This window comes from Halomonas sediminis, assembly GCF_044871105.1.
Classification (GTDB): Bacteria; Pseudomonadota; Gammaproteobacteria; order Pseudomonadales; family Halomonadaceae; genus Vreelandella; species Vreelandella zhuhanensis.
Map to the genome: position 1 here is coordinate 2,722,948 of NZ_CP085246.1, position 23,527 is coordinate 2,746,474.

Sequence of the window (23,527 nt, forward strand, 5' to 3'; positions counted from 1 at the left end):
TAAGATTTCACTGGTGACTTTTTATGAAGAGCGCGGTCAGTCCGTCACCCCGGAAAACAGCAACAGACCCACCAAAAGAATCCCGACAACCACGATGACGATAGGTATCAGCTTATGCATCCCCTTGGGCGATTCCCGGGCTTCCGGTTGATGATGCGATTCTATCTCCTCGTCATCCTGAGGATAACGTTCGTTCATTACGTGCTGCTTTTCTTCTTCCCGCGTCTTGCTTTCTCTGGTGTCCATTTTTCATCTCCTTGCCATTCGGTCAAGCCAAGGCTATTCATTCAGACAATACAGTGTTCCAAGTTCAGTGTTACAGGTTCTCCACGTCGAATTCCACCATGGGGTTTACATCGGCTTCGTAATCCACATCGTCGCGCTCGAATCCGAACAGCTTCAAGAATTCATGCTTGTACCCAGCATAGTCGGTAATCTCGAAGAGGTTGTCCGTGGTAACCTTCGGCCACAGGTCCTTGCACGCCTGCTGGACATCATCACGCAGCTCCCAATCATCCAGGCGCAAACGCCCTTTCTCATCGGTCGCAGGCGCTCCGTCGTACAAATAGTCAGCGAACAAGCGGTTGAGCTGATCGATGGTGCCTTCGTGCAGGCCTTTTTCCTTCATCACCTTGTAGACCATGGCGATATACAGTGGCATTACCGGAATGGCGGCACTAGCTTGGGTCACCACCGACTTGAGCACCGCCACATTGGCACCACCCTGGGTTTTCGCCAAGCGCTGGTCGATTTCATGGGCGGCGCGGTCCAGGTCTTCCTTGGCCTTGCCCAGAGCGCCATGCCAGTAGATCGGCCAGGTGATTTCGGTACCGATATAGCTGAACGCCACACTGCGCGCGCCTGGCGCCAATACGCCGGCCTTGTCCAGGGCATCGATCCATAATTCCCAGTCTTCACCCCCCATCACCGCTTTGGTGTCTTCGATTTCCTGCTGGGTGGCGGGTTCAACTTCGGCTTCGATAATACTGTCTTTGTTGGTATCGATTGCTGTGGCGCGGTAGGTCTCACCGATAGGCTTGAGCGCCGAACGCTTGAGTTCGCCACTGTCCGGGAGTTTGCGCACCGGGGAAGCCAGTGAATACACCACCAGATCAATCTGACCCATGTCCTGCTTGATGATCTCGATGGCCTTGTTGCGCGCCTCATGGGAGAACGCATCGCCATTGATCGATTTGCTGTAGAGCCCTTCGGCCTTGGCGAACTTGTCGAAAGCCGCACTGTTGTACCAACCGGCGGTACCCGGTTTTTTCTCGCTGGGCGGCTTTTCAAAAAACACGCCCAATGTATCGGCACCATACCCGAAAGCCGCGGTAATGCGCGCCGCCAGGCCGTAGCCACTGGAAGCGCCGATCACCAGGACTTTCTTGGGCCCAGCGCTTTTGTCCAGACCACGCGAACGCGTCGCTTCGATCTGCTCCAGGACGTTCTTTTCACAACCCACCGGGTGGGTGGTGGTACAGATAAAACCGCGAACCTTGGGTTTGATAATCACGCAAAACCTCTCAATAGTAAGTCGACAGTGGAATAGGCACCATTCTAGCGAGCCTTGGCCGTGGTGTCCGCCCTTGAGCCAAATCGACTTTCGCGGCACGATGGCGCCTTGGCTCCCAAAGCCAGGTCCGGTGAACAACAGAGGCGACAATGAACGCACAGCAACTGGTAGATGAGCGCGGTGAGCTATGGCTAGCGCTGGCACCGCTTTGGCTGGACAAGGAACCCGGTGAGCGCGGTTACGCCCATATGGTAGCAGTCATCGAGGCTCACAAAATGACGCTGCAAGAGCTTGAATGGATGTTTCGCCTGGAAATGGCCCCTGTCATGTCGCGTCATCAGATGTCAGTGGCCAGCGAATGGCGAAAATTCGATGACCGTAAGCTGATGCAACAGTTGGTCACTCACAACATCAAGTTGACCGGTTGGCGGCGCAAGAGCTGGGCCCTGTTTTCAGGATTGACCACCATGATGGTACGTCACCGTTGGAACGAGTTGATGGGACGAGTGATGGTGGCTCGCGGCGAGCTTCCACGCTAAGAACCGGGTCAAGCATTTTCAAGCGTCAATGTTCTTCCAAGGCCTTTTCCAAGGCTTCACGCAGGGGCAGGCCATGGTCGCGAGGGCTGAAGCGCGCAATCACCCGGCCATCGCGAGCCACCAGGAATTTGGTGAAATTCCATTTGATGGCCTTGCTACCCAGTACGCCCGGGGCGGCGTTCTTGAGCTCGGCAAACAACGGATGCGTTTCCCGGCCATTGACCTTGACCTTTTCCATCAACGGAAAGGTCACCCCGTATTTTGTTTCTCCAAAGGCACAGAACTCTTCCGCACTTTCCGGTGACTGATGGCCGAACTGGTTGCAGGGAAACCCCAGCACGATAAAACCGTGATCGCGATAGCGCAGATAGAGCTGCTCGAGCTCTTTTAACTGGGGAGTGAAACCGCATTTACTGGCGACATTGACCACCAGCAGTACCTGCCCGCGCAAGGCATGCAAATTGAAGGGTTCTCCCTGGTGGGTGTAGCAAACGTGATCATGAATCGCCATGGTTACTCCCACTACAGACCGCGGTACAACGAGGTGGCTCTTTATTCACTTCAATATCAATCTACTATTATCAACCTTGCCATGAGTGCCGACCAAGCGCCAGCGCAACGCTTAAACCAAGGGGCCGGCTATTACCCGTAGCGCCAGGGCGATCAATAGCACGCCGGTGATTCGGTTGATCCAGTGCGCCCGTTGCTGCAGCCAGGGCAGCACCCGCGAATGCGACAGAGCCACCGCCACCAGCACATACCAGCCTCCGTCGATGATCATGGCTGTCGATACGATAATTACCTTGGCCGTCATGCTCATGTCCGGCGTGACGAACTGACTCAACAGGGCGACGAAAAACAGAATCAGTTTAGGATTACCCAGCGCTACCAGCACGCCTTCCCGAGCCGCCTGGCCATTGGTGCTGATGACTTGACCGGGATGCATCGCCCCGCCTTTTCCGGCGCGCAACGCCTTGATTCCGAGCCATGCCAGATATGCTGCGCCACCCCAGGTAATCAACTGAAATAATAGCGGAAATTGCACGATCAACTTGCCCAATCCCCAGACGGTGAGTAGCGCGTAAAACCCGACACCCAGCGCATGAAACAACGCCGCCACCACACCGGGCACGCGGCCGCCGCCAAGCGTATGGCGAAGCACCAGCGCCAGGCTAGGCCCTGGCGACATCGCCCCCATCATGCAGATCGCGACTAACGACAGCCACAGTGAAAATGCCATTCAAGTCCTCCTGTTGATGCGCCTGAAACGCGATATAGGCGCTCCGGCCATTGTTGCCGAGAAACGCTGCCTAGTGTAAGCGATAAGCCGGGCAAGGGACGCCAAGACAGGTAAATAACGCTGTTAGCATGGTATTGTGTTGGGTAATATTTGTCTTTTTTCTCGACGAGCGTGCAGCCCTCATGGGGCAGGCACGGCCAACGACCAGCACAGGACAGCAACATGGGTAGGGCATTTCAGAACCGCAAGGAATCCATGGCCAAGACGGCCGACGCCAAGACCAAGGTGTACAGCAAGTACGGCCGTGAGATTTACGTTACCGCCAAGGCCGGCGGCAGCGATCCCAATGGCAATCTGGCCCTGCGTGGCCTGATCGAGCGCGCCAAGAAAGACCAGGTGCCTTCGCACGTGATCGACAAAGCGCTGGACAAGGCCAGCGGCGCCGGCGGTGAAGACTTCTCACCGGCGCGGTATGAAGGTTTCGGGCCAGGCAATGCCATGGTCATCGTCGAGTGTCTGACCGATAACCCCAACCGTACCTTCGGTGACGTGCGCGGCTGCTTTACCAAGACCAAGAGCAAGATCGGCACGCCCGGTACCGTCAGCCACATGTTCGATCACTGCGCCATCTTCTCGTTTGCCGGAAGTGACGAAGAAGCCGTGCTCGAAGCATTGATGGAAGCGGATGTGGACGTCACCGATATCGAACAGGAAGACGGGCGTATCACCGTCTTCGCCCCGCATACCGACTACGCCAAAGCCAAGCAGGCGCTGCTGGAAACCTTCGGCGATATCGATTTCGAGGTCGACGAGATTCAGTTCCTGCCCCAGACCACCACTGCCCTGGAAGGCGATGATGTCGCGGTTTTTGAAAAATTGCTGGGCATGCTCAACGAACTCGACGATGTACAGAACGTCTATCACAGCGCAGAACTCCCCGACGACAGCCACTGAACGTTGCGCTACGCTTACATAGGACGGGTAACCAAATGTATATATCTTGCATCGATGCGCAGTGTTTATAGACCTATATTTATAGAACACGCTGATTTCTCGATAAATAACATACCGTCGCTGATCAATGCAGGAGGGAACTCATGAGCATCGTCCATGTCACCGAGAAAGAACTTCACGCCAAGCTGGAAAAATGTTTCGCCGGAGAGCGTGTGCTGGTGGAGCATGACGGCAACCGGTTCAGTGCCCGAATACAGCATGTGGGGTTCGTGGGAGTGAAAGTGATTCCGGAAACCGACCTGAAACATAGCCACGGCGAACCCGGAGATGTAGAGGGGATCACCGTGCCTTACAAGGATATTTACGAAGTGGAAATCAAGGGCGTGGTTTACAGCCGACTCCAGGACTGACACGCCCCCGATTCGAGAGATAGCGCGAGATCAAAACTCCAGGCAGATCTTGCCGAAGTGACGCCCGGCTTCTTCATAGCGAAATGCATCCGCAATGTCTTCCAACGGGAAGCGCCGGTCGATAACCGGATGCATGTCGGTGGCGTCAATTGCCCGAATCATTTCCTGCTGGTTGCGCCGGCTGCCCACAATCAAGCCCTGCAAGCGCGCCTGCTTGGCCATCAGCTTGGCGGTGGGAATATCACCCTCACGCCCGGTGAGAATGCCAATCAAGGCAATATGTCCACCAATACGCACTGCATCGATGGATTGCGGCAAGGTGACCGGGCCGCCGACTTCAACCACATGGTCCACCCCGCGGCCACCGGTCAATTCCTTGACCTTCTTGCCCCACTGGGGTTCTTTTTCATAGTTAAGCGTGTGCTCGGCACCCAGCTCCTTTAGTCGCTCGATCTTGGCATCCGACGAGGAAGTGGCGATTACCCGCGCCCCCATCATGCGGGCGAATTGCAGGGCGAATATCGACACGCCGCCGGTGCCCAATACCAGCACGCTATCCCCCGCTTTCAAGCCGCCGTCCACTACCAGTGCCCGCCAGGCGGTCAGGCCCGCGGTGGTCAGGGTGGCGGATTCAGCATGGCTGTAGCCCTTGGGCTGATGGGTAAACCACTCGGCTGGATGAATCACCTGCTCGCGCGCGTAGCCGTCTACACCGTCACCCGGCGTGGTGGCAAAGTTGCCCACCCGGGCGGGGCCTTCCAGCCAGTGGGGGAAGAAGGTCGAGACCACCGCATCGCCTACCGCAAATTCCGCTACGCCCTCGCCCACGGCCTCCACCACACCGGCACCATCGGACATGGGAATGCGGCCTTCCTCGGTAGGGATCATCCCCGCCACTACCGCGTAATCATGGAAGTTGAGCGAACTGGCGTGAATACGCACACGTACCTCGCCAGGACCGGGTTCGCCCGGCGCCGGGGCATCCTGAAGCTGAAGGTTATCCAGCCCACCGGGTTGTTTCAGGGTTATCGTTTTCATCGCAAGCTCCTTGTGCATGTCGGATTGATGCATTGGCAAATTGGCCAATTGCTGTCAAGACACTAGCAGACGAATAAGCCCTTCGCTCATCAAGGTGCCGCTTCAGTGGCAACGTCCACCCCCAGAAAACCGCCGGATTGACGCCACCACAGCGCGGCGTAGATTCCGTCTCGGGCCAACAATTGCTGATGCGTGCCGGTTTCCACGATGCGCCCTTCATCCACCACCACCAGGTGGTCAAGCATGGCAATCGTCGAAAGCCGGTGAGCAATGGCGATCACGGTCTTGCCTTCCATCAAGGTATCCAGCTGTTCCTGGATGGCGGCTTCGACTTCGGAATCGAGAGCCGAAGTTGCCTCGTCCAGCACCAGTATCGGAGCGTTCTTGAGCAGCACCCTGGCGATAGCGATACGTTGTCGCTGGCCCCCGGAGAGCTTCACCCCACGCTCGCCCACATGCGCATCCAGGCCACGCCGCCCCTTGGGGTCGACCAGCTCATTGATGAAGCTGTCGGCATGCGCACGACACACCGCCTCCCAGACAGCCTCATCATCGGCATGGGGGCTGCCGTAGCGGATATTGTCCCGCAGCGAGCGGTGCAACAGCGAGGTATCCTGGGTGACCATGCCGATCTGATGGCGCAGAGAGGTCTGCGTCACCTTGGCGATATCCTGGCCGTCGATCAAAATCCGCCCACCCTGGAGATCGTAAAAACGTAGCAGCAGGTTGGCCAGGGTCGATTTTCCCGCCCCGGAACGCCCGATCAAACCGACCTTTTCTCCTGGCGAGATGGTCAGGTCCAGGCCGTCGAAGACACGCCGAGTTTCCCCTTTCGCCTGGGCATATTCGAAGCGCAGCGATTCGAAGCGAATCTCGCCCTGGGTGACACACAGCGCATCGGCATCAGGGGCGTCTTTCACCTCGGGGTCTCGGGCAATGGTGTTCATGCCGTCCTGCACCGTGCCGATGTTCTCGAATAGTCCGGCCACTTCCCACAGGATCCAGTCGGACATGAAGCGAATACGCATCACCAGGGCAATGGAAATGGCCAGCACCCCAAGCGAGATCGCTTCGAAATACCAGGCACCGATGGCCATGGCGGCGGTGCCAGTCAGGAGCAAGGAGTTGAGTAGGGTCAAACTCACCGACATGCGGGTCACCAGGCGCATCTGGCGATGGACGGTCTGCATGAAGTCTTCCATGGCATCCCGCGCGTAGGCCTGTTCGCGCTGGGTATCGGCGAACAGCTTGAGCGTCTGGATATTGCTGTAGCTGTCGACCACCCGTCCGGTCATCTGGGCGCGGGCATCGGCCTGGGCCATGGAAATATCGCGCAGACGTGGCACGAAAACCCGCATGATCAGAAGGTATCCCGCCAGCCAAAGTACCAGCGGTAACACCAGCCACATGTCCGCTCGGCCCAGCAGGATCATCGCACCACTGAAATAGACCAGGGCATACACCATCAGATCCATCAGCTTGGTCACGGTTTCGCGGATCGCAAGCGCGGTCTGCATGACTTTCTGTGACACCCGCCCGGCAAACTCGTCCTGATAGAATGCCAGGCTCTGCCCCAGCATGTGCCGGTGTGACAGCCAACGGCCAATCATCGGGTAATTGCCGAAAATGCTCTGGTGAGTGACCAGCGACTGCAAGAGTACCAATAGCGGCAAGCCGACGATCACCAGCGCCGCCATGCCTGCCAGGCGCCAGCCGTAGTCGGCAAAAAAGCCTTCGCGTTCGGCGGTCGAAAGCCAATCCACCAAATCGCCCATGTAACTGAAAAACACCACCTCGGCGGCGGAAACCAGTGCCGTCAGCAACGACATCGCCACCAGCAGCGGCAACACCGGGCGGGAAAAATGCAGGATGAAGGCAAACAACCCCGAAGGCGGTGTCTTGACCTCGCCTTCGGGGTAGGGATTGACCAATCTTTCAAAGTAATGAAATACGCGCGCCAGCATAGAAGCTCTCAGTAGACGATTCGACGGTACCGCTTAACGATACCGCCTAGTCGTCGTCCTCGTCGCCGTGAATGCGCGCCTGTCGATCCAGCTCTTCTTCCTCGGCGTCGTCGATCACCGCCAGCACTTCATCCACGTCGGCGATATGGGTATCGAGGACGAATTGACCGGTCAGTTCGCTATCCGGATGCAGCTGGCCGGATTCGTAAAGTGCCCAGATCTCCTTGGCGTATTGCGTTTCCAGCAACTCCGGGGCGTAGCGAGCGAAATAATCGCGCATGTTATCGACATCGCGCTCCAGCATCTCCTGGGCGGCATTGTTACCGGCGGCATCCACTGCCTGAGGCAGGTCGATGATCACCGGGACCCGGCCATCGAACAGGACGTTGAATTCGGAAAGGTCGCCGTGAATCAAACCGGCGCACAGCATCCGCACCACTTCCTGGAGCACCGTGGCGTAATGCTCACGAGCCTGTTCCGGCGTAAAAGTGATGTCATCCAGCCGCGGCGCCGTATAGCCTTCCGCGTCGTTGATCAACTCCATCAACAAGACGCCATCGACGAAGCCGAACGGCTCGGGCACGCGCACCCCGGCGGCGGCCAGGCGATACAGAGCATCCACTTCCGAGTTGAGCCAGGCTTTTTCCTGCTCTTTCTGGCCGTAGCGAGTCTTTTTCGCCATTGCCCGCGAACGCCGGCTGTTGCGCTCCTTGCGCCCTTCCTGATACTGCACCGCCTGCTTGAAACTGCGCTGCTTGGCTTCCTTGAACACCTTGGCGCAGCGTACCTGTTCGCCACAACGCACCACGTAAACCTGCGCTTCCTTACCGCTCATCAACTGCACCAGCACTTCGTCTATCATGCCGTCGTCAACCAGCGGTTGTAATCGTTTAGGTATTTTCATGACTGGCTGTCTTGGTTCCTCTTGGCTCTTGGAAAATGACGGTGTGGGAGCGGCCTTTCAAAGCCTTGCAAATAAGCGGCAATCAGCGGCTCACGCGACGCACACGAAACGAACGTCCTTTGAGTTTGTCCTGGGCAAGTTTGTTCAACGCAGCGTTCACCATATCCCGTTTGACCGCCACGAAGGCACTACGCTGCAGCACTTTTATCCTGCCCACCTGGTCACCAGGGATTCCTTGCTCGCCGGTCAAGGCACCCAGAATATCCCCGGGACGAAGTTTATCCTTCTTGCCGCCGTCCAGTTGCAATGTCGCCATTGGCGGAGAGAACGGCTCACGATTCTTGGCCGGCGGCAACGGCTCGCAGGTCAGGCGCTGCTCCAGAAATTCACCCAGCCGCGCCAGACGATAATCTTCCTTTTCACTGACCAGGGTACAGGCCACACCGCTGGCGCCCGCCCGCCCGGTGCGTCCGACCCGGTGCACATGCACTTCCAGGTCGCGGGCGATCTGGTAATTGATGACGGCATCCAGCTCGGCGATATCCAGCCCGCGGGCGGCGACATCGGTGGCCACCAGAATGGAAGCGCTCTGGTTGGAAAATAGCACCAAGGTGCGGTCACGGTCACGTTGTTCCAGATCGCCATGCAAGGCCAGTGCACTGAAACCCGCCTCATTCAGGGCATCGGCCACTTCCTGGGTTTCACGCTTGGTATTACAGAACACCACCGTCGAGACCGGCCGATAATGCAGCAGCACCTGGCGCAGTGCCGCAAAACGCGCCGCCTCGCTTTCGATCAAGTAAAAATGCTGGCGAATCGTGGTGCTGTCGTGGGTCTCCTCCACTTTTACTCGCAGAGGATCACGCATCAGCCCTGCCGCGATGGCCCGGATACTGCCTTTCTGCTCGTCTTCGGGAAAGGTGGCGCTGAACATCAAGGTCTGCCGCGAAGCCGGCGTCTGCCCGATGATCGCTTCGAGCGAGGCTTGAAAGCCCATATCCAGCATGCGATCCGCTTCATCGAGCACCAGCATCGTCAAGCGAGAAAGGTCCAGGGAGCCTTTGCGCAAATGCTCCTCCACGCGTCCCGGCGTGCCCACCACGATATGCGCACCATGTTCCAGCGATCCCAGCTGGGGACCGAACGGCGCTCCGCCGCACAGGGTCAACACCTTGACGTTGGGCATGGCCCGCGCCAGGCGGCGAATTTCTTCGGCTACCTGGTCGGCAAGCTCTCGGGTGGGGCACAGCACCAGGCCTTGCACGGCAAAGCTTTCGGGATTCAGGGCTGCAAGCAGCCCCAGGCCGAAGGCCGCCGTCTTGCCTGAACCGGTCTTGGCCTGGGCAATCACATCGCGTTTATCCAGAATCGCCGGCAGCGCGGCGGCCTGAACCGGGGTCATCGCTAGATAGCCTAACGAATCCAGGTTGCTCAGCAATGCCGAAGGCAACGCCAGCGTGGTAAAACGGGGGAAATCAGCATCGGACACAACGACAACCTGCAAAAGCCATAAGATAAAAAGCAAACGCCGGCAGCGCCAGCGACCCAGGACGGCAACCCGTGCCTGTCAACGTCCGGCACCATACCAGAAACCGCTCTACGCTGCCCTTTCTGGCGGTATAAGTCAGCCCAACTTGATGCCAGCCATCACGCCTGGATCAAGGGCGCGAACCGCCCTTGGGTCAGGCCGGCCAGGTCTTCCGGGCTCAGTTCTATTTCCAGCCCGCGACGTCCCGCACTCACATAGATACTTTCTTGAACCTGTGCTGAAGCATCAATGAAGGTGACCAAGCGCTTTTTCTGTCCCAAAGGGCTGACCCCGCCCAGCACGTAGCCGGTGACGCGCTCCACCTCGTCCGGTTCGGCCATTGCCGCTTTTTTCACTCCCGCCGCCTTGGCAAGCCGCTTCATGCCAAGCTGCGCGGTCACCGGCACAATCCCTACGGCGAGCACCTTGCCGTCGAGCTTCACCACCAGGGTCTTGAACACGCATTCCGGCAATACACCCAGCTTGTGGGCCGCTTCAAGACCATACGACACTGCGCCCGGCTCGTGACTGTATTCATGTACCTGAAATGGCATTCCGGCCTGTCTGGCGGCATGAATCGCAGGGGTCATCTGGGTTCCTTGTCAAGGATTGCTTAGGCAAACATCATGCGGACATCATGTTTGCCTTGGAATCGCGTGTCCAGACCCGGTGCTTGCCCAGCACTTCACAAAAATCAGCGAAGACGTCCTGCAGCGTAGCGCCACTTATCACTCCGTCTTCCGGTACAGGTATTTCGGCGGCCTCCAGAAGACGTTTCCCTTCACCGATAGCGGCAATCACTTTCAGGTGCTTGTAAGCCTCCTGGAGGTAATAGCGCCCTTGGCCCGATTGCGCCAAGGCATCGATACTCTGCTGCCCATCGGCCACGATAACCGCATCCATGGTTACCGAAGGCTGGCCGTTGAGCATGGCGTCGGGAGACACCATCCGGCCATCGCTTGCCTTGACGGGCGCCATGCTCGGTGCGATGAGCATGGCTTGAGCCCCTTCGCCCTCTAGCCGGCTCTTGATCTCGTCCAGCTGGGCGGCGTCCACGCCATCGGCCACCAGCACTGCGACCTTGCGCATGGCGATGTGGCCCGGCAGGCGCGCCATCAGGCTCAGCGCCTCGGAATCGGTCTGCGCGCTATGGCCCAGCTCATCCGCCGAAGCAGGCTTCTGGGTCGGGGCTTCGATGCCGTGCAGTTCCCCGACACGACGCGCCAGCTCCAGGTCGATGTTAGGCAGGATTTCCTTGATCATCCGTTCACGAATCCAGAGTCGCTGCACCTTGGAAAACTCGAAAGCATAAGCGGCGATGATGTGCTCTTTCTCCACGTCCGACTGGCTGTTCCAGAACAGCGTGGCCTGTGAATAATGATCGCCGAAGGAATCGCTGCGACCGCGCACCTTATGGGCATCTATACGCTCGTAATGGGTTTCAAAACCGCCATTCTCCGCGGCCGATGGAGTTTCACTCGGCCAACCGCCATCGATAGAGTTCGGTTCGTAGGACGCCTGACCTTTGTCGATGGTCTGACGGTGCATCGAATCGCGCTGATTGTTGTGGAACGGACATACCGGCTGGTTAATTGGAATTTCGTGAAAATTCGGCCCGCCCAGGCGCAACATCTGGGTATCGGTGTACGAAAACAACCGCCCTTGCAGCAAGGGGTCGTTACTGAAGTCGATTCCCGGCACCACGTGGGCGGGGTTGAACGCGACCTGCTCAGTCTCGGCAAAGAAGTTGTCCGGGTTGCGGTTGAGCACCATCTTGCCGATCAGCGTCACCGGCACCTGCTCTTCGGGAATGATCTTGGTGGGGTCGAGAATATCGAAATCGAAGCTATGCTCGTCCTCTTCTTCCACTACCTGGATGCCCAGCTCGTATTCGAGAAAATCGCCGCTCTCGATGTCATCCCACATCATGCGGCGGTTGAAGTCCGGGTCACGTCCCCAGAGTTTCTGGGCTTCGTCCCAGATCAACGAACAGGTGCCGGCCACCGGTTTCCAGTGAAACTTGACGAAGCGCGACTTGCCCTGCCTGTCGATCAGCCGGAAGGTGTGAACACCGAAGCCCTCCATATTGCGGTAGTGACGTGGAAAGGCCCGGTCCGACATGGTCCACAGCACCATATGGGTGGCTTCCGGCATCAAGGACACGAAATCCCAGAAGGTATCGTGAGCCGACTGGCCCATGGGAATCTCGTTATGCGGCTCGGGCTTTACTGCATGCACGAAATCCGGAAACTTGATCGCATCCTGGATGAAGAACACCGGCATGTTGTTGCCGACCAGGTCCCAGTTGCCCTCGTCGGTGTAGAACTTGGTGGCAAAACCGCGCACATCGCGCACTGTGTCATTGGAGCCGCGAGAGCCTTGCACCGTGGAAAAGCGCACGAACACCGGTGTTTTCTTGTCAGGGTCCTTGAACACCCCTGCCTTGGAGTACTGAACGGCATTTTCATAAGGCTGAAAATAGCCATGTGCCGCTGCCCCACGCGCATGCACGATGCGCTCCGGGATGCGTTCATTGTCGAAATGGTTGAGCTTTTCGCGAAAGACAAAATCTTCGAGCAGGGTAGGGCCACGCTCCCCGGCTTTCAGCGAATTGTGGTTGTCCGAGATTCGCGTCCCCTGATTGGTGCGCAGATCATGTCCTTCGGCATCACTGCGGTAATGTTCCAGGTTATCCGACTTGCTCGATTCGTTGGTAGTGATGTCTGTATCGTGCGGCCCGTCACTGTTCGGATTGGTATGCGGATTTTTTGCCATGACTCACTTCTCCTGTATCACTTCTCCTGTTTGCACGACAGCGGTTAAAGCGTCATCAGCACCCAGAGGCCCATCACTGCCATCATGGCGTTTTCAGTAAAGCTGATGATGCCCAACGGAACGTTGGAATTAGCCCCATACAGGCACCATTGAGGTCGGTTTTATCGATGTAGACTGCCGTCTCTTCAACGTAGACAGCCAATCTCACAGATACAAGGCAGATTCACCGGGTCAATTCAGACGTTCCTCCAGCTGCCAGCTATTATCGGTAAGCGGCACGGCGCCGTGCGGGGTCACTTGCACGGTATCGCTTAAACCGATGCCCCACTGCCCCGGCCAACGCAGGCATAACGGCAGGTGAAAAACCATATCGGGTTCGAATTCGCGCATCTGGTTCCGGGCGATAAAACCGGTGCCTTCCACCCAGCTGGGTGGAAATTGCGCACCTACGGCATAACCGTAGACCCCGGAGAAAAACAGCTTGTCACTCCATAGCGCCAAGACGGCATCCGCTGCCCGAGCCGCATCATCGAAGGTATTGCCGGGGCGCATCGCATCGCACAGCACCTCGAACAAGCGGCGACACACATCGCGCACCGCCTGCATGTCCGGGGTTGCTCGACCCGCCACCACCGTGCGCATCATCGGCGCGGTGTAACGCTGATAGGCCGAACCGAACTCCAGAAACACCGGGTCATTGGGCTCGATCACACGGCGTTTATGGTTGACGTGGATGATGCTGATACGCCGCCCGACGGTGACAATTGGCTGCAGGCTCATGAATTCGCTTCCGGCTTCCAGCAGCGCACGCGAGCCTTCCGCCGCCACGTCATTATCCGTCACCCCGGGTCGAATCACCTGGATTGCCGCCTTGAGCCCGACCGAGGTAATGCGTGCGCTTTCCCGCAGACATTCGATCTCCGCCGGTGTCTTGACGACGCGAACTCCATCCAGCACTTGCCCGCCTTCCCGGAAGCGCCCACTACCCAAGCGCTGTTGCAACTGAGTGATCACGCCATGGCGCAGCCCGGCACTCCAGCTGTCCAGGCCGATGGAATGGTACTGGGCCAGCACGTCGTAAAGCGGCTCGACCACCTCGTCGATGCCTTCCCAGCGATACCCGAGAATTTCATCCACCTTGGCCGTGACCACTGCCGGGCCGGTCTCGATGGAAGGCACCTGAAGCACGCAACGCTTGGCCGAAAACACCAGGCAGGCGTGCACCGAGACCTCGAAGGTGTGGTAACCGGTCAGGTAATAGATATCCGCCGGGTCGGTCACTAACAGCGCCTCCAGCCCGATGGCTTGCATGGCGTCTATTACCTTGGCGCGGCGCCGGTCGAATTCCACTTCTGGAAACGGCAATTCCGAGGCTTTCAATTGAACGTCAAGGGCTTGACGATAGGCGAGGTAGTCCATGGGCGGGTGCTCCGGCAATTCAGGATTCTTGGGTAAGGATGCCTGATGAAGTGTAGTCAGAATGGTGCCGGCAGGCGTTTGCTCAGCCAACGCCTCACCTCACTCCTGGCCTGATGTCTCAGTGACCGAGCAACTGAAAAAGCGGAAACAACCCGAACCACAGAACATAACCCAGCGAGACACCCATCAGCCCATCAATGCGGGAGGAAATATTGCCCCTTTCCGCAAGCTCGACCTTTCCCCTCTGGCGATATAAGCAGAAGGCCAGCAAGACGGCATGGGGAACCACCACATAGGCAATACCGCCGTAAGCCCCCTCGGCGATGCCCAGCAGATGCCAGATGAGCGCCACGCCTGCAGAAGCCAATGTAAAACCTAGAGCGACCTCCAGCGCGCCGCGACGCCCGAGACGTACCGCCAGGGTACGCTTGGCAACTGCCGCATCGGCCTCAAGGTCGGGTATGCCCGAGAGCGTGATGGCAGGCACGATCGCCAAGAGCAGAGGCAGGCTTAAAAGCCACGGCAAGGCGGCGTACCAGTCACCTCCGAAAATCACATAACCGCTCAAGAGCACGCCGATACTGTGAGTGACCGCCACATCCAGTTCGCCCAGGCCGCGATAGCTGAGTTTCAAGGGCGCCGCCGTATACCCCAGTGCTAATATCGCCAGCACCACCAATACCAGAATGATGCTCCCCGCGGCCCCCAGCGCCAAGTTCACAAGCCACGCCGAGGCGGCCACGAACCCCAGCAGCGACACGAAAATGCCAGCCTTGACTTCACGTTGACTCAAGAGCCCATCCACCAATACTCGTGAGCCACCCGTGAAGGTGCTGTAAAAGCGATTTTGCCGATCGCTTGGCAAGTCGACTATTTCGTTGGTGAGTACCGTTGCTACCTCCAGCAGAAATAAACAAAGGTAACCCAGCCAGAAGAGGCCGGTGGTGAACACATCACCAGGGGGTGAAGCCGCCAGGGCACCGATGGCATAAGTCACCCAGGTCATGGGATAGAACTGCAGACGCAGCGCCTTGAGCCAGGCGCCGGCTTTGTGTTGCAGCCATTCGAAAGGGGAAATGCGGCCACGCTGCAATTGCCGCCCCTGGAACTTGGCCCGCGCCAGCCATGCCTGACGCTGCCGGGCAGTGGAGTCTTTGACCGAACCGCAGGCCAGGTAGCGCACCGGACAAATCCCGCAAAACCCCAGGGTCGCCTTCGCCAAGGCATTTCTTCCCGGCTGGCGATAAAGCAGCTTGTGGATCAAGGGAGGCGTGTCCATGGTGGTGATCAGCTGTGCCGAACGCCCTTTCAAAAGCCCTTCGTAACCGATCCCGCCCTCACAGGAGATGAATGCGAACCCCGGCAGCATGATGCGATCCAGAAAACCCTTGAGCAGCGCAGGTGTCCCGCCCCACCAGGTGGGATAGACAAATACTAGATGCTCTGCCCATTCCACCAGCTCCCGCGCCCGGCTCAGGTCGGCTTCCAGCGGTTGCTGGTTGGGTGAGAGCGTATGCACATGCGGGTCGAAATCAAGTTCGGCAAGATCCAGGCGGCGTAAATCCACCCCCGCCGCCCGGGCGCCTTCACTGTAGGCATCCGCCAGGGCGCCGCACAGACTCTCGACACGCGGATGGCCCAAGATAAGCAGCACCTTCATGCGTCAACACCACTCAAGCATGATTTCATAACGCAAAGGCGCCGAGTGGTTTTGCAAACGTTCACCTTCATGCCATCCTCCCTGAACACTGTTGAAAACCTTCTCCACGTTGAAGCACCCATGCCTACCATTGAGCACGCAGCCGATATCCAGGCCGAACGAGAAGCGGTTTTTGCGCTGGTGAGCCAAGTGGAAGGCTTCGCCTCTTACAGCGATGCCATAGACAACATAGTTCGCTTGAATGACGACCGCTACTTATGGGAAGTCCATATCGCCGGGCAGTCCTTGTGTTTCGATATCGAGATTACCCAGACGCTTCCGCCGGAGCGGTTTGCCTGGCGCTCCTTGAGCGGTATTTCCAACCAGGGGCATTTCGACTTCACGCCCATAGAAGGCGGCACTCGCGTTCACCTCACCTTGGAATATCATCTGGATAACCGCCCGATGGAAAAGGCCGTCCAACTAGCGGCGAAACCTCTGTTGCACAAGCTCAGCCAGGACATCATCCGCCAAGTAGAGTGCCGCTTGGCCAAGCCACCCGAACCGAAGCACGATAGCGATTCCTGAGTGCGAAGGGCATAAGAAGGGCTGAGAACGTTAGCCATTCATATCCATCAGCAACAGCAGCACACCGAGAAAGTAAAGCACCATGATGGTGACACTTTCCCAGCCAATACGCCCCGGCCCCTGCTCCTGGCGGCGGATCAACCCCATCATCAGGATACTCGACATCACCAGGGTCAATGACACCCAAAGGATCACTTCAGCGGTCATGGTGTGGTAGATGGAGCCCGGCCGATAAGCGATATCCGAGGCCGCCGTGAACAGGGTATCGAAGGCATTGCCCCCAATGATACCGCCCACCGCCAAGGTCAAGGCACCCCGGCGAACCGCGGCGATGGAGGTGACAAGTTCAGGAATCGAGGTACTCACAGCGGTCAGCAACACCCCAACCGCCGTGTGGCTGAGTCCTGTCTTGATCGCAATATTGTTCGCCGTAGGGGCCAGCACCCAACCGGCAAAACCCAGGCCGATCATCAAGAATAAAAAAGTGCCGCATAACCGAGGAAGCGTGGGCATCACCGAAGTATCTTCCGGCGTGTCCTCGCGCGTTTCGCGCGTCACCGAAGGTTTCCACATGGGATACAGCCGGGCACTTCGTACCAGTTGAATGCCATAGATATAAAGCCCCAGCAGTATCGGCGTGACTGGATGAATGCCCCACAATGTAATCTCGGGCAGTGTGGGGGTCAGAAGAATCAAGCCTAGAAGAGTGATCAACAAGGCGTTTTGCAACATGTTCGGTGCGGAGGCGGCCGCATGTTCAAGGTTCGCACGCCGATAGGCCAGGTCGGCCACCACCAGAAACAAGGTTTGAACGGCGATACCGCCCAAGGCATTACTCACCGCCAGTTCAGGATGACCTTGCCAGGCAGCGGTAACCGAGAGTACCGAGCCGCCAAGCGAGGTCGATGCCCCAAGCAGCACGGCACCTGCGACCGCCTCCCCGAGCCCCGTCCTATCGGCCAGCTGGTCGACCACCTGAGTAATCCATATTCCCAATACAGTAATCACTAAAGCGCATGCCGTGAAAACTCCCACGCTTTCGGCCAGCGACCAACTGGATGGATTGAATGGATCCAAATCACTCCCCTTCACTCGCTTTGGTGGTCGTTGTTTCACATGCCGTCTACAGGGCTAAGTCAGGCTTTTCAAAATAAGCTCATGCGTTTCATCACTCCATCACGCTTTATCCACCAGTGAAAAAGCGCACCGGCAATGTGTAACGCCACCAGCCCCAGAATCACCCAGCCCAACCAGCCATGTACAAGGAATAAACGTTCGGACAGGGCTTCGTTTTCGCCGATCAACCCCGGCAGGTTCCAGTGAAAGAACTGCACTGGAAAGCCGCCACTAGCGGTGGCCAGCCAGCCGATTATCGGCATCACCAACAGCGTCAAGTAAAGCAGGTGATGCACACTGGTACTCAGCACACGTTGGAAGGGATGAAGCGGGGGGTCATGAATCGGGACCACAAAGCCCAGACGGCTGATAAGTCGCAGCGTCATCAGAATCAGCATCGTCACGCCCAATGTCTTGTGGGTGGTGTAAAGCAGGTTGGTCACGGGCTCGCCAAACCATCTTACGGCCCCTTCGAAACCCAGATAGCCCAACGTGAGCCCGATAGGTAGCACCAGTAGCAGTACAGCAGCCACCAGCCAGTGCAGCACCCGATGCGGGTAGGCATAGCGATCCAGCTCCGTCATATCGTTCTCCCGGATGCGATGAGGGTAAGTAGTCTTTGATACGCCAAGACGTCTTTCATACTAGTAGAGGCAAGCGTTGATTGTGCAATGCTAGGCTGTGACAGGAACGACTGGCGAAAAGACATGTCGAGAGCAAGTATCGAGAAGCAGTAGCCGAACGCAACTTGCTACACACGACCCCAACCGCAAGGAGCATGACCATGCAGGCACGCTATTTCACCATCAATGACTATCCCCAAGGCATGCCGCAGCCCGAGCTATTCGAGCTGCACAGCACCGAGTTGCCTGCCTTGAAAGATGGCGAAGTGAGAATTCGTAACACCTGGCTGTCGGTCGACCCTTACATGCGTGGACGAATGAGTGGCGTCACCACCTATATCGAACCGTTTGAACTCAATGCTCCGCTTGAGGGCGCTGCAGTGGGCGAAGTGATCGAGAGCCGGGATCCGCGTTTTAGCGAAGGTGACAAGGTTCGCCACATGGGCGGCTGGCGTGATATTGCCCAGCTTGACGCCGATACGCTGGAAGCGTTGCCAAGCATCGAGGTACCCGAACAGGCTTATCTGGGCGTGCTCGGCATGCCGGGCATGACCGCCTGGACGGGCCTGAACGAGATTGCCAAGATGCGCGAAGGCGACAATGTTCTGGTCAGTGCCGCCAGCGGTGCGGTGGGCTCCTTGGCAGTGCAACTGGCAAAGGCCAAAGGCGGCACCGTGGTGGGGATCGCCGGCGCGCCTGAAAAGCTTGAGTGGCTGGAATCTCACGGAATCAAGGCGATCAGTTACCGCGGCAAGGACGCCCAGCAGTTAAGCGAGGACCTCAAGCAGGCCTGTCCCGAGGGCTTCGATGTGTACTACGAAAACGTGGGTGGCGACTGCCTCGAAGCGGCACTCGATAACCTGCGCGTAGGAGCGCGCATCGCAGTATGTGGGCTGATCGCCGACTACAATGCCACGGCGCCCAGCACAACACCCGGCAACCTGGCGATGATCTTGATCCGCCGCGTGCGCATGCAGGGCTTCATCATTTTCGATCACTGGTCGCACTATCCGCAGTTTCTCGAAGAGGTCGGCCCGAAAGTCGCCAAGGGCGAAATCGACTACGAAGAAACCATCGAAGACGGCCTGGAAAGCACCCCCGATGCCTTCCTCAAGCTGTTTGAAGGGGCAAACAAAGGCAAGATGCTGGTGCGGCTGTAATAGCCCTTTGTAGTAGCAATCCTTTACGATAGCCTGGCAGCCGCAGGACGCCTGGCCGTCACTTCATGGCGGCCAGGCAAGAAAATCCTCTTCAAAACACAGCGTGCCGATACAGGGGGCTGAGATCATCCTGCCACTGGTGCTGAGAAAGCTTGCGCCATCGCTCCGCCGGGCTGAGCCTTTGTTCGATAATATCCTGGAGCGGCTGCAGATAAAGCGCTTCATCCGCGCCGTCCACATCGACTTTCTGGCGTCTCTTGAGCCCTTCATGGGCCAACGCCGTCACGTATTTCAACGCCGCAAGCAAAGACTCAGCGGGATAAATACCCTCCACGGACACCTCGGCGCTTTCCGCCATGCCCACCTCGGGCAAACGATGCCTAAGCTGATTCAGGCGTGCCACGTCACATCCTTCGATAAACTTCAGCGCCTTGCTCAACGCCTGATCATCGTAAAGAATTCCCGTCCAGAACGCGGCCAAGGCCATGCTGTGCTCCAGGGTAAGGGAGTCATTGCCGCGCAATTCCAGGTGATCTTTCAGCCGCACATCATGCATCAAGGTATTGAGATGGTCTTTCCAATCCTTGAGCGTGGGTTTTTCTCCGGGCAGTTCAGGCAATGCGCCTTGCATCATGTCGGCGAAAGAACGCCCGGCAAGATCCACATGCATACCGTTTCTTTTCACCGAGTACATGGGTACTTCCAACGCCCGCTGAACATAAGTGGTAAAGCTCAGCTCCGGCGAAAACACCAGCGGAAGGATCCCGCAACGCGCCGAATCGGTGTGCAGCCAGACGTAGTTACGATAAGAGTTCAGCCGGCTGTCCCGACCATCGGCGAAGGGAGAATTGGCCAACGCCACCATTACCAAAGGCTGCAAGGCCATTGTCACGCGATACTTATCGCACATGTCCTGTTCGCTGCAAAAATCGAAATTCAGCTGAAACGAGCAGGTGCGCGTCATCATATCCAGGCCATGCACGCCCACCTTGGGCATATAGCCCCGCATGATGTGAAAACGGCTTTTCGGCATCCAGTCCACCGCCTCCCGATTCCACTGCGGGGCGAACCCCAAGGCCATTATGCCCAGCCCCATTTCATCGGCAAGCTCCGAAAGCTGCAGGCGATGTTCGAGCATTTCCTGATAAACAGCGTGCAGATCGGCCCAAGGGCTTCCGGAAAGTTCAAGCTGTCCGGCAGGTTCTAGCGTGATGGCAGCCCCTTCACGTTTCAAGCCGACGAGATTGTCCTGTTCGAAGCTCGGCTGCCATCCAAAACGCTGCCACTTGGTCAGCAGAGCGTGAATTCCGGCATCTCCGGCATAGCGCAACAGGTGCTTGTCGTAGCGCGAAAAAATGAATTTTTCGTGTTCCACGCCGATCAAGCATTGTGCTTTTGGTCTGCACTGCTGCGCCAGGTCATCGCCTAGGCGCTGGGTGTCGGTTATTTGCTGCATGATCAGCTCGGTGTCGGGGCATTTTCGGCGATCAGCCCTTCTTCCTTCAGCGCCTGCCAGAATTCAGCCGGGATATCGGCGTCCATCGATGCGCGGTTTTCCCGTGCCTGTACGGCATTGCGCGCCCCGGGAATGGTGGCGGCAACCACGTCGGGCGCGGCGGTGAACTGAAGAGCGGCGGTGCGCAGGTCAGTGCCATGCTCGTGCGCCATGGCGCTCAACCGATCACGCTGCTTCCAGTACTCATCGGGAATATCCTTGCTGTACATCCAGTAGTTGGTGCCGGCAAGAAAGCCCGAGCCCAGCGGTGCGCCGATCACCAGCGACACATCGTTATCGCGGCACTTCGGAAACAGGCGGTTCAAGGCGTCTTCGTGATTGATCAGGGTGTACTGCGTGGCCTGCAGAATCACATCGGGGTCGGCATTATCCATGGCGGCAAGGCTTGGTTCGATGTCATTGACCCCCATTCCCCAGGCGCCGATGATGCCTTCCTCGCGCATGCGGGTCAGCTCAGGCATGGCCCCGTCGAGCGCGGTCTTGAGGTATTGCGTCCACTCTTCGCCCATGTCCTGGTTACTAGGCGCCAAATCATGAATATAGACGATATCGATCTTGGGTAGCCCCAGGCGCTGAAGGCTGTCCTCCACCGAGCGACGTACCCCGGCGGCGCTGTAGTCGTAGCGGTAATCGAAATTCAGCCTCCCTGCCCAGATACTGATGTCGTTCGCCGAGGCATCAGGCACCAGTAGCCGCCCTACCTTGGTCGACAACACATAATCGTCGGGCGACTTGTCATCCAGAAAATGTCCCATGCGGCGTTCTGACAATCCCAATCCGTACCAGGGCGAGGTGTCGAAATAGCGCACCCCGTTGTTCCAGCAGGCTTCAAGCATGAGTTGGGCCTCATCATCGGGCGTCACCCTGAACATGTTGCCGAGCTGAGTGCCGCCCACACCGAACTCAGCGTCCGGGGGAAACAGACCGGAGGCGAGCGGAGGTTTACGAGGCAGAGCCGAGCCACTGGTGGCGTTGGCAGCATTGCTCCCGCCAGCCGTTTTTTCGGTAGCCAACAATGGCGATGCCGCGGTGGCTGCTGCGGCAATCACCGCACCGCTCAGAAATTCTCGACGATTGGGCATCATTTCTCTCCCTGAAAAGAATACGAAGGTATCGAGAACAAGACTGGAACAGGATTGCCAGACTCGCCAGTCATTGAGCGTTGCCATCCAATGCTTCGAGTCTTTAGGGTCAGAGTCGGTCATCGATATAACGCTTCAGATTCAGGGCATCCTGGGCGCCGCAGGCCTGCTTGGTATTGTTGAAATAGACATAGACATCCCGGCCGCCCTGAAGCTGCTCGACAATCTGTCGAGCTTTTGCAACCAGAAACTGCGATGAATAATTTCCGGCGTAGTTATCGCCGTGAAAGCGTAGGTAGGTCCAATCCGCGGTGATGACCCTTGGATGATCCTCAAGCATGTCATGAATGCATAGCGCCGTGGCATGCTTGCGCAGCACCTCGTAGACATCCTCGTTGAGCCAACTCGGATCACGCAGCTCGACTGCCCAGCGCCACTCGCCGGGCACCTGTTCCAGAAACGCATCCAGGCGTTCCGGTCTTACTCGCCATTTAGGCGGCAATTGCAGCAGGATCGGGCCAAGGTGCTTTTCGAGTCGTTCGGCCACCTCGACAAAGGCCGGGATGCTCTTCTCCGGGTCTTTGAGACGCTTGATATGGCTGCCGTAACGGCTGAACTTGAGAGAATATTTGAAGCCTTCCGGCGCCGCTTCGCGCCAGTTATCGAAGGTCTCGGCGGTGGGCAAGTTGTAAAAGGTATTGTTGATTTCCACCGTGCCGAATTGCTCGGCATAGTAATCAAACCATGCTTTTTGCGGCATGTCTTCCGGGTAGAAACGCCCTTTCCAATCGCGGTATTGATACCCGGATGTGCCGATGCGCAATCGACCCATATTCTCTGTATTCTGTGCCATCTGCTTGGTCATGGGACCCTTCCCGTAACATCGAGTTAGAAACCAAGTATAGTGGTCAATGAACCATTGCCAGTGAGTGTGGGTCAGAGCTTTCAAGGCTAGGTCCCTATTCTGCCAGGGAAGCCACATAGCGCAGAGCGAGCGCGCCTGCTCGTATGGATGCGAAAAAGAATACAGGAGTCGGCGCAACATGGTAGTGATGAGGTAAAACGTTATGGAAATATCCCGTCTGTTTCTAACCTGTTGCCTGACAGGCCTGATGCTGACCGGTTGTGCCGGCAAAGGGCAGGCGCACGACGAACCAGAAATACTTCAGCAGGGTGTGGCGTCCTACTACAGCGACCACTTCCAGGGCAAGACCACCGCCAGCGGTGAGCCTTTTGACCAGCAAGCCTTGACCGCCGCACATCCAGACTTGCCGTTCGGTACCAAGGTGCTGGTCACACGGCGAGACAACGGCCGCGAAGTGGAAGTGCTGATCAACGATCGCGGTCCTTACGTCAAGGGACGCATCATCGATCTCTCCAAGCGCGCCGCCAGAGAGCTTGGCATGTTGAAACGCGGCACAGTCCCGGTATTGGTTACCTCTTTGCAGTGAAGTGATGGCCTTAATTATCCCAAGGCGCAGGCTCAGCCAAAGAACCATTTGCTCAATCACGTTTTCTC

At 57.6% G+C, this 23,527-nt stretch carries 23 protein-coding genes; 6 read left to right on the forward strand and 17 right to left on the reverse strand.

Going from position 1 to position 23,527, the window contains the following annotated elements:
- Window positions 1–36: 36 nt before the first annotated feature.
- Together LG290_RS12870 and fabV are read right to left on the reverse strand one after the other, a co-directional pair.
- The gene (locus LG290_RS12870; protein ID WP_499835150.1) at window positions 37–246 is read right to left on the reverse strand and encodes a hypothetical protein; all 210 of its coding nucleotides are present in this window, start codon (window positions 244–246) and stop codon (window positions 37–39) included.
- 70 nt (window positions 247–316) lie between these two features.
- Complete coding sequence (gene fabV / locus LG290_RS12875; RefSeq protein WP_160417716.1) at window positions 317–1,513, reverse strand: enoyl-ACP reductase FabV; 1,197 nt, start codon at window positions 1,511–1,513, stop codon at window positions 317–319.
- A gap of 149 nt (window positions 1,514–1,662) precedes the next feature.
- On the opposite strand from fabV, the gene LG290_RS12880 reads away from it, so the two are divergent.
- On the forward strand, window positions 1,663–2,052 hold the full coding sequence (locus LG290_RS12880) for a DUF7079 family protein (RefSeq protein ID WP_499835151.1): 390 nt from the start codon (window positions 1,663–1,665) through the stop codon (window positions 2,050–2,052).
- 25 nt (window positions 2,053–2,077) lie between these two features.
- Here LG290_RS12880 and LG290_RS12885 read toward each other — a convergent pair whose 3' ends face one another.
- Window positions 2,078–2,563 carry a glutathione peroxidase gene (locus LG290_RS12885; protein WP_499835152.1) on the reverse strand — a complete coding sequence of 162 codons (486 nt, stop codon included), beginning with the start codon at window positions 2,561–2,563 and terminating at the stop codon, window positions 2,078–2,080.
- 111 nt (window positions 2,564–2,674) lie between these two features.
- Window positions 2,675–3,292: a LysE family translocator gene (locus tag LG290_RS12890; protein WP_160417713.1), complete on the reverse strand. Its 618-nt coding sequence runs from the start codon at window positions 3,290–3,292 to the stop codon at window positions 2,675–2,677.
- A 222-nt stretch (window positions 3,293–3,514) separates the two neighbouring features.
- On the opposite strand from LG290_RS12890, the gene LG290_RS12895 reads away from it, so the two are divergent.
- Complete coding sequence (locus tag LG290_RS12895) at window positions 3,515–4,246, forward strand: YebC/PmpR family DNA-binding transcriptional regulator (RefSeq protein WP_160417712.1); 732 nt, start codon at window positions 3,515–3,517, stop codon at window positions 4,244–4,246.
- Window positions 4,247–4,389: 143 nt separating this feature from the next.
- Complete coding sequence (locus tag LG290_RS12900) at window positions 4,390–4,656, forward strand: hypothetical protein (protein WP_160417711.1); 267 nt, start codon at window positions 4,390–4,392, stop codon at window positions 4,654–4,656.
- A 30-nt stretch (window positions 4,657–4,686) separates the two neighbouring features.
- Here the strand turns inward: LG290_RS12900 and LG290_RS12905 are convergent, their stop codons facing one another.
- The 8 genes from LG290_RS12905 to LG290_RS12940 all read right to left on the reverse strand — a co-directional run bounded on the left by LG290_RS12905 (window position 4,687) and on the right by LG290_RS12940 (window position 15,944).
- On the reverse strand, window positions 4,687–5,694 hold the full coding sequence (locus LG290_RS12905; protein WP_499835153.1) for a zinc-dependent alcohol dehydrogenase family protein: 1,008 nt from the start codon (window positions 5,692–5,694) through the stop codon (window positions 4,687–4,689).
- A gap of 89 nt (window positions 5,695–5,783) precedes the next feature.
- On the reverse strand, window positions 5,784–7,658 hold the full coding sequence (locus LG290_RS12910; RefSeq protein WP_499835154.1) for an ABC transporter ATP-binding protein: 1,875 nt from the start codon (window positions 7,656–7,658) through the stop codon (window positions 5,784–5,786).
- Between the two features lie 46 nt (window positions 7,659–7,704).
- On the reverse strand, window positions 7,705–8,562 hold the full coding sequence (locus LG290_RS12915; RefSeq protein ID WP_160417708.1) for a PA4780 family RIO1-like protein kinase: 858 nt from the start codon (window positions 8,560–8,562) through the stop codon (window positions 7,705–7,707).
- A gap of 82 nt (window positions 8,563–8,644) precedes the next feature.
- Window positions 8,645–10,051 (reverse strand): ATP-dependent RNA helicase DbpA, encoded by a 1,407-nt coding sequence (dbpA, locus tag LG290_RS12920; RefSeq protein WP_499835155.1) that lies wholly within the window; start codon window positions 10,049–10,051, stop codon window positions 8,645–8,647.
- A 158-nt stretch (window positions 10,052–10,209) separates the two neighbouring features.
- Window positions 10,210–10,680 carry a Cys-tRNA(Pro) deacylase gene (gene ybaK / locus LG290_RS12925; RefSeq protein WP_499835156.1) on the reverse strand — a complete coding sequence of 157 codons (471 nt, stop codon included), beginning with the start codon at window positions 10,678–10,680 and terminating at the stop codon, window positions 10,210–10,212.
- Between the two features lie 34 nt (window positions 10,681–10,714).
- Window positions 10,715–12,865 carry a catalase HPII gene (katE, locus tag LG290_RS12930; RefSeq protein WP_499835157.1) on the reverse strand — a complete coding sequence of 717 codons (2,151 nt, stop codon included), beginning with the start codon at window positions 12,863–12,865 and terminating at the stop codon, window positions 10,715–10,717.
- A gap of 231 nt (window positions 12,866–13,096) precedes the next feature.
- Window positions 13,097–14,284 (reverse strand): M24 family metallopeptidase, encoded by a 1,188-nt coding sequence (locus LG290_RS12935; RefSeq protein ID WP_499837105.1) that lies wholly within the window; start codon window positions 14,282–14,284, stop codon window positions 13,097–13,099.
- A gap of 118 nt (window positions 14,285–14,402) precedes the next feature.
- On the reverse strand, window positions 14,403–15,944 hold the full coding sequence (locus LG290_RS12940) for an NAD(P)H-dependent oxidoreductase (RefSeq protein WP_499835158.1): 1,542 nt from the start codon (window positions 15,942–15,944) through the stop codon (window positions 14,403–14,405).
- 120 nt (window positions 15,945–16,064) lie between these two features.
- On the opposite strand from LG290_RS12940, the gene LG290_RS12945 reads away from it, so the two are divergent.
- Window positions 16,065–16,511, forward strand: coding sequence for an SRPBCC family protein (locus LG290_RS12945; RefSeq protein WP_499835159.1), 447 nt, complete (start codon window positions 16,065–16,067; stop codon window positions 16,509–16,511).
- A gap of 30 nt (window positions 16,512–16,541) precedes the next feature.
- On the opposite strand, the gene LG290_RS12950 is transcribed toward LG290_RS12945, so the two are convergent.
- Complete coding sequence (locus LG290_RS12950; protein WP_499835160.1) at window positions 16,542–17,588, reverse strand: sodium:calcium antiporter; 1,047 nt, start codon at window positions 17,586–17,588, stop codon at window positions 16,542–16,544.
- Between the two features lie 68 nt (window positions 17,589–17,656).
- The gene (locus LG290_RS12955) at window positions 17,657–18,211 is read right to left on the reverse strand and encodes a cytochrome b (protein WP_499835161.1); all 555 of its coding nucleotides are present in this window, start codon (window positions 18,209–18,211) and stop codon (window positions 17,657–17,659) included.
- A 200-nt stretch (window positions 18,212–18,411) separates the two neighbouring features.
- Here LG290_RS12955 and LG290_RS12960 point away from each other — a divergent pair, with 200 nt between their 5' ends.
- Complete coding sequence (locus tag LG290_RS12960; protein WP_499835162.1) at window positions 18,412–19,410, forward strand: NADP-dependent oxidoreductase; 999 nt, start codon at window positions 18,412–18,414, stop codon at window positions 19,408–19,410.
- Window positions 19,411–19,501: 91 nt separating this feature from the next.
- Here the strand turns inward: LG290_RS12960 and LG290_RS12965 are convergent, their stop codons facing one another.
- Genes LG290_RS12965 through LG290_RS12975 form a run of 3 tightly spaced genes read right to left on the reverse strand, consistent with a single transcriptional unit; the run spans window position 19,502 to window position 22,873 of the window.
- Complete coding sequence (locus LG290_RS12965; protein ID WP_499835163.1) at window positions 19,502–20,866, reverse strand: glutamate--cysteine ligase; 1,365 nt, start codon at window positions 20,864–20,866, stop codon at window positions 19,502–19,504.
- Window positions 20,867–20,868: 2 nt separating this feature from the next.
- Window positions 20,869–22,095, reverse strand: coding sequence for an aldo/keto reductase (locus tag LG290_RS12970; protein ID WP_499835164.1), 1,227 nt, complete (start codon window positions 22,093–22,095; stop codon window positions 20,869–20,871).
- 22 nt (window positions 22,096–22,117) lie between these two features.
- A complete protein-coding gene (locus LG290_RS12975; RefSeq protein WP_499835165.1) occupies window positions 22,118–22,873 on the reverse strand; it encodes a DUF72 domain-containing protein in 756 nt (251 codons plus the stop codon).
- A gap of 247 nt (window positions 22,874–23,120) precedes the next feature.
- On the opposite strand from LG290_RS12975, the gene LG290_RS12980 reads away from it, so the two are divergent.
- The gene (locus LG290_RS12980; RefSeq protein ID WP_227842191.1) at window positions 23,121–23,459 is read left to right on the forward strand and encodes a septal ring lytic transglycosylase RlpA family protein; all 339 of its coding nucleotides are present in this window, start codon (window positions 23,121–23,123) and stop codon (window positions 23,457–23,459) included.
- Window positions 23,460–23,527 lie beyond the last annotated feature (68 nt).

Coding starts and splice junctions, on each gene's coding strand:
- LG290_RS12870 (WP_499835150.1), bottom strand. CDS start 246: ATGGACACCAGAGAAAGCAAGACGCGGGAAGAAGAAAAGCAGCACGTA.
- LG290_RS12880 (WP_499835151.1), top strand. CDS start 1,663: ATGAACGCACAGCAACTGGTAGATGAGCGCGGTGAGCTATGGCTAGCG.
- LG290_RS12885 (WP_499835152.1), bottom strand. CDS start 2,563: ATGGCGATTCATGATCACGTTTGCTACACCCACCAGGGAGAACCCTTC.
- LG290_RS12890 (WP_160417713.1), bottom strand. CDS start 3,292: ATGGCATTTTCACTGTGGCTGTCGTTAGTCGCGATCTGCATGATGGGG.
- LG290_RS12895 (WP_160417712.1), top strand. CDS start 3,515: ATGGGTAGGGCATTTCAGAACCGCAAGGAATCCATGGCCAAGACGGCC.
- LG290_RS12900 (WP_160417711.1), top strand. CDS start 4,390: ATGAGCATCGTCCATGTCACCGAGAAAGAACTTCACGCCAAGCTGGAA.
- LG290_RS12905 (WP_499835153.1), bottom strand. CDS start 5,694: ATGAAAACGATAACCCTGAAACAACCCGGTGGGCTGGATAACCTTCAG.
- LG290_RS12910 (WP_499835154.1), bottom strand. CDS start 7,658: ATGCTGGCGCGCGTATTTCATTACTTTGAAAGATTGGTCAATCCCTAC.
- LG290_RS12915 (WP_160417708.1), bottom strand. CDS start 8,562: ATGAAAATACCTAAACGATTACAACCGCTGGTTGACGACGGCATGATA.
- ybaK (WP_499835156.1), bottom strand. CDS start 10,680: ATGACCCCTGCGATTCATGCCGCCAGACAGGCCGGAATGCCATTTCAG.
- katE (WP_499835157.1), bottom strand. CDS start 12,865: ATGGCAAAAAATCCGCATACCAATCCGAACAGTGACGGGCCGCACGAT.
- LG290_RS12935 (WP_499837105.1), bottom strand. CDS start 14,284: ATGGACTACCTCGCCTATCGTCAAGCCCTTGACGTTCAATTGAAAGCC.
- LG290_RS12940 (WP_499835158.1), bottom strand. CDS start 15,944: ATGAAGGTGCTGCTTATCTTGGGCCATCCGCGTGTCGAGAGTCTGTGC.
- LG290_RS12945 (WP_499835159.1), top strand. CDS start 16,065: ATGCCTACCATTGAGCACGCAGCCGATATCCAGGCCGAACGAGAAGCG.
- LG290_RS12955 (WP_499835161.1), bottom strand. CDS start 18,211: ATGACGGAGCTGGATCGCTATGCCTACCCGCATCGGGTGCTGCACTGG.
- LG290_RS12960 (WP_499835162.1), top strand. CDS start 18,412: ATGCAGGCACGCTATTTCACCATCAATGACTATCCCCAAGGCATGCCG.
- LG290_RS12965 (WP_499835163.1), bottom strand. CDS start 20,866: ATGCAGCAAATAACCGACACCCAGCGCCTAGGCGATGACCTGGCGCAG.
- LG290_RS12970 (WP_499835164.1), bottom strand. CDS start 22,095: ATGGCAACGCTCAATGACTGGCGAGTCTGGCAATCCTGTTCCAGTCTT.
- LG290_RS12975 (WP_499835165.1), bottom strand. CDS start 22,873: ATGACCAAGCAGATGGCACAGAATACAGAGAATATGGGTCGATTGCGC.
- LG290_RS12980 (WP_227842191.1), top strand. CDS start 23,121: ATGCTGACCGGTTGTGCCGGCAAAGGGCAGGCGCACGACGAACCAGAA.